The 4,969-nt window shown below is 71.2% G+C and carries 4 protein-coding genes; 1 reads left to right on the top strand and 3 read right to left on the bottom strand.

Translation table 11 applies throughout. From position 1 onward, the window contains the following. Positions 1 to 1,511: diguanylate cyclase (locus ABNT58_RS24485; RefSeq protein WP_348756003.1), on the bottom strand; the 1,511-nt coding region annotated here is incomplete at its 3' end. A gap of 228 nt (positions 1,512 to 1,739) precedes the next feature. Between ABNT58_RS24485 and ABNT58_RS24480 the strand changes: the two genes are divergently transcribed. Then, on the top strand, positions 1,740 to 1,967 hold the full coding sequence (locus ABNT58_RS24480) for a hypothetical protein (RefSeq protein ID WP_348756002.1): 228 nt from the start codon (positions 1,740 to 1,742) through the stop codon (positions 1,965 to 1,967). 178 nt (positions 1,968 to 2,145) lie between these two features. Here the strand turns inward: ABNT58_RS24480 and ABNT58_RS24475 are convergent, their stop codons facing one another. Further along, positions 2,146 to 3,951: a methyl-accepting chemotaxis protein gene (locus tag ABNT58_RS24475; RefSeq protein ID WP_348756001.1), complete on the bottom strand. Its 1,806-nt coding sequence runs from the start codon at positions 3,949 to 3,951 to the stop codon at positions 2,146 to 2,148. A gap of 82 nt (positions 3,952 to 4,033) precedes the next feature. Next, a partial coding sequence (locus ABNT58_RS24470; RefSeq protein ID WP_348756000.1) for a putative inorganic carbon transporter subunit DabA occupies positions 4,034 to 4,969 on the bottom strand: 936 nt, incomplete at its 5' end.

Raw genomic sequence — 4,969 nt, 5'->3', positions numbered from 1 at the left:
TCCAGCGCGGCGCGCAGGCGTACCTCCAGGTCCACCCGCTCCTGCATGCGGGTGAGCATCTCGGTGGTGAAGGTGCGCACCGTACCCCGGCCGGCCGCCTTGGCGGCATACAGCGCGATGTCGGCGCGCGACAGCAGCGTTTCGCCGTCATGCCCATGCGGCGGCGACAGCGCAATGCCCACCGAGGCGCCGATGCGCGTGCGCCGCTCGTCGGCCAGTTGGTAAGGCGCGCACAACGAGCTCAGCAGCCCACGCGCCAGCAGCTCGGCGGTGGCGGGGTCGGCCCCCGGCAGCAGCACCGCGAATTCGTCGCCGCCCAGGCGGGCCACGGCCAGCGCGCGGCCGGCGCAGTGGGCCTGCAGCCGCGCGGCCACTTCGCCCAGCAGGGCGTCGCCGGTGCGGTGGCCCAGCGTGTCGTTGACCATCTTGAAGCCGTCGAGGTCGATCACCAGCACCGCCATCTCGCGGCCGCCGCCATCGCAGCCGGCCAGGCGTTGCTCCACCTGCTCATGGAAGGTGTAGCGGTTGTGCAGGCCGGTGAGCGAGTCGTGGTGCGCCAGGTGCAGGATGCGCCGCTCGGCCTCCACCTGCGCCGTCACCAGCGCCAGCGTCACCATCAGGCCGCGGTGGTCGCCGCCACCGCCGATCACGGCCGACACCTGCAGCTCCAGGATCTCGCCGCCGATGTGGCTGCGCAAGGTGTGGGGCAGCCGCGCCGGGTCGGCCAGCAGCCGGCGTTGCTGCTCGGGCTGCTGCAAAAAGAGGTCGAGGGGGCTGCCTACCGGCGTGGCCACCGGCGCGGGCAGCAGCTGCCCGATGCGCTGCACCAGCGCCGTGGCCGCGCGGTTGGCGTAGTTGACCTGCAGGCTGCCCGGCTCCACGGTCATCACCGCCAGCGGCAGGTCTTCGATCATGCGCAGCAGGCGCTGCTGCTCCTGGCCGCGCCGGCTCACTTCCACCCGCGCTTCGATCAGGCGGGCAAAGTCGCAGCCCTGGATGCGCAGCACCAGCAGCGTGGCCAGCGTCACCAGCGCCAGGTCGCTGGCCATGGCGCTGAACACCGGACCGCCGGCCAGGCCCAGGAAGGTGACGATGGGCAGCCCCGCGAAGATGGCGATGATCAGCGGCGCCGGCCAGGCATGCACCAGGCAGAACATGCTGCTGATCATCGTCAGCGACAGGAAGAAGGCGACGTGGCCCTGGTCGAATGCATCGCCCAACGGAAACAGCGCCAGGCCCCAGCCGGCCAGCAGCACCGCCAGCACGCCGGCCAGCACGCTGCTGACGGCCAGCTGCCGCCGCGCATAGGCCGGCGCCACCACCTGGCCGCGCCGGCGCCACCAGCTCAGGGTGCGCCACAGGAAGATGCTGCCGAAGACCAGCGCCGGGTACAGCGTGAGGTGGCTGGGCGCCTTGGCGCGGAAGGTGTAGGCCAGCACCGAGGCATTGGCCAGCAGGATGAAATACATCAACGGCACCAGGCGCGACAACGCCGCGAACTGGGCCTGCATCCGCTCGGGGGAAGGATCGGCGCCGCCGCCGATGGATGTCGGATTTCGAAAGAGGGTACGCACGCTGTTCGCCCCGGGCCATGCCCGTACCGCCTGATATCGGTCGGCGCGGAAGGCGGCTTGAGCAGGCGGGCGTGGCGCGCGGGTTCAGCGGCCCATCAAGCGGCGGCGGCAAATGCCGATAGCCACCGGACGACCACCGCACGCACGAGCGTTGTGACCGCGACCATGTCCCAGCCCACCCCCGACGAGGCCCCCCGGGCCGACGCCAGCACGCCTGCCGAAGGCGTGCCGCAGGTGCGCAGGCCAGCCGCGGAGGTGAGCACCTGCTGGTGGCGTTGCAGCCATTGCGGCACCAACCACCAGCTGCGGCTGCCCAGGCGCAACCCCGGCCATTGCCTGAATTGCTGCACCCCGTCGTTGACGCCGGTGCTGGGCTTTGCCTGGGACCGCTGACACCTCAGCCGTTCACAGCCACGCCCAGAGCCAGCGCAGCCAGGCCGGCCGGCGGTCAACGGTGGGACGGTAGTGCTGGCGAAGAGACGGATACATGAAAAAGCCTCCTGTTGGAGGCTTGACTGTATGTGCATACAGTAGTCGTGGCAAGCCGCTGTGGCTCACCACCCTCAGCGGGTCAGAAGGTCGACCAGTCGTCGTCGTTGACCACGGCTGCGGCCGGTGCGGGCGCAGGTGCCGGGCTGGCCACCGGCGCGGTGCTGGCTGCGCGCGGCGCGGGCGCTGCCGTTGCGGCGCGGCTGGGCGTCGCCACCCGGGGCTTGGCGGCAGCGCGGCTGGGCGCTGCCGGGGCGCGGCGCGCGATGGGGGCCGGTGCCGGCCGTGTCGCCGCAGCGGCCTGGCTGGGCAGCGCCGCCGGCGCCGGGGCAGCCACCCGGCCGTGCCCACCCGCCAGCTTGAACACCGCCACCGCCTGCACCAGCTGCTGCGCCTGCAGCTTCAGGCTTTCGGCCGCGGCGGCCGACTCTTCCACCAGCGCCGCGTTCTGCTGCGTGGCCTGGTCCATCGCGGTCACGGCTTCACCCACCTGCGACACACCCGAAGCCTGCTCGCGCGAGGCCGAGCTGATCTCGCCGACGATGTCGGTGACGCGGCGGATGGAGGTGACCACCTGCTCGATGGTGGCGCCGGCCTGGTCCACCTGGCGGGTGCCCTGCTCCACCCGCTCGACGCTCTGGGCGATCAGCGTCTTGATTTCCTTGGCGGCTTCGGCGCTGCGCTGGGCCAGCGTGCGCACCTCGCCGGCCACCACGGCAAAGCCCCGGCCCTGCTCGCCGGCCCGTGCCGCTTCCACCGCCGCGTTCAGCGCCAGGATGTTGGTCTGGAAGGCGATGCCGTCGATGGTGCCGATGATCTCGGTGATGCGGTTGGAGCTGTCGCTGATGCCCTTCATCGTCTGCACCACCTGCTGCACGGCCTCTCCGCCCTGGGTGGCCACGTCGCTGGCGGCCTGGGCCAGCTGGTTGGCCTGCTGGGCGTTGTCGGAGTTGGTGCGCACGGTGGCGCCCAGCTGCTCCATCGAGGCGGCGGTCTGTTCCAGCGCCGAGGCCTGGTTCTCGGTGCGGGCCGACAGGTCGCTGTTGCCTGAGGCGATCTCGGCCGAGGCGGTGGCCACGCCTTCGGCATTGGCACGCACCTCGCCCACGATGCCGGCCAGGCGGGTCTGCATGTCCTTCAGCGCCGACAGCAGCTGCGCCGTCTCGGTGCCGCCGCTGGCGTCGAATGCCTTGCTCAGGTCGCCGGCGGCCACGCTGCGGGCCACCTCCACGGCTTCGTTGAGCGGGCGCAGCGTGCTGCGGATGATCCAGGTCGCGATGGCCGCCGCGAGCAGCAGGCCGGCGGCGATGGCCGCACCCACCGCCCAGCGCGTGGCCTCGGTGCGTGCCGCGCTGGCGCTGGCGGCGTCGTCCATCAGGCGGTTGCCCAGGTCGGCCAGCGTGCCCAGCAGTTCCAGGTAGCGCTGCTGCGCCGGCAACACGTCGGCGGCCAGCAGGCGGCGGGCTTCGTCGCGCTGGCCATTCAGCAGCAGGCCGACGATCTTGTCGTTGTGCACCAGGAAGGTCTTGCGCGCCTGGTCGATGTGCCCGACCAGCTCGCGCCCCTTGACGGTGGTCACCGCCGCGCGCACCTGATCCAGCACCTCGGAATTGCGGCGGGTCACCTCGTCGATCTCGGTCTTGAGGGCCTGCAGCCGCGCCGGCTCGGTGAAGATGAACATGTCGCGCACCGCACGTGCGATGACCGCATTGCCCTCGCGTGCGGCGATCAGCCGTTTGACCGTGGGATAACGCACCCCCAATGCGTTGTTGACCTCGTCGTTGGTGGCCTGCATCCGCAGCAGGCAGAAAAAGCCGACGGCGGCAACGATGAGCGCCATCAAGGCAAATCCGAGGATGAGGCGGGTGGATATCTTCAGGTGGTTCATGGCTTTGACAGTGACGACAGCTGGTATCAGCGCTATCGACCTTGCCGGATCGACCTGAAGCGGAGTCCGCCACTGTTACAAATCAGCCCTCCGCCACCCAGCGGGCCGGCTCGCTGGCGCGATAGCGCCAGACGGCAGCGCCCTCGCCTGCCTCATCGGCCAGCCGGAACAGGTGCAGCCAGCTGTTGTCCACCAGCTGCCGCACCACCTCATGGCCGTCGATCACCCCCTCGATGGCCTCGGCCGGCGCCTGCACGAACACGCTGAGCCGCAGCGGCACATGCCGCCAGCGCTCGCCGTCGTGCACCGACTGCAGCGGCAGACCGATGCGCAGGTCGCCGCCGTTGCCTTCGAACACACCCAGGTGGCCGCCCACCACGTTGTGCAGCAGCTTGTCGCCGCTGCCGTAGCGTTGCGGGTCGACGGTGGAGGCGTTGTACTGGGCATTGATCCACTGCGTGACCACCATCGGCGCGGTGAGGATGAGCTGCAGCACGCCGAAGCCGTCGTCCTGCCGCCAGTCGTAGTCGTGCAGAAAGGCGCGGCCGTCCAGGTGCAGGCCCCGCGTGCGCTCGCGCGGCGCCACGATGAAGGCGGCGCAGCCGGCCAGGCCCCACTCAGGGCGCAGCTGCGCCCAGTCGGTGCTGCGCTGCTGCACGGCCTGCCGCAGCGTGCGGGCATCGGCGGCTTCCGTTTCCAGGCCCAGGCCGGGCGCGCGCTCGGCGCGGGCGCGGTCGCCGGCTTCGGCCAGCCAGGCCTGCAGCTGCGCCACATCCTGCGCATGGCTGGCAGGCAGCAGGTCGAGGTCGAACAACCGCAGCTCGTCGGTGGTGGTGGCGTGCAGACCGGCCACGAACCAGGTGCTGGGCGGCAGCGTGATGCCCCGGCCGTGCAGCCCGTTGCGCACCGCCGGGTCGTTGAGCAGCCCGGCCAGCAGCCGGGCGTTGACTTCGCCCGTCTGGCCGCCGCAGGCGCCGCAATCCAGGCCGGCGGCATGCGGGTTGTTGCTGCTGCTGCT

Origin of the sequence: uncultured Aquincola sp., assembly GCF_964001545.1 — a bacterium.
GTDB lineage: Bacteria > Pseudomonadota > Gammaproteobacteria > Burkholderiales > Burkholderiaceae_C > Aquincola.
This window is presented reverse-complemented; position numbering and strand designations above follow the sequence as displayed.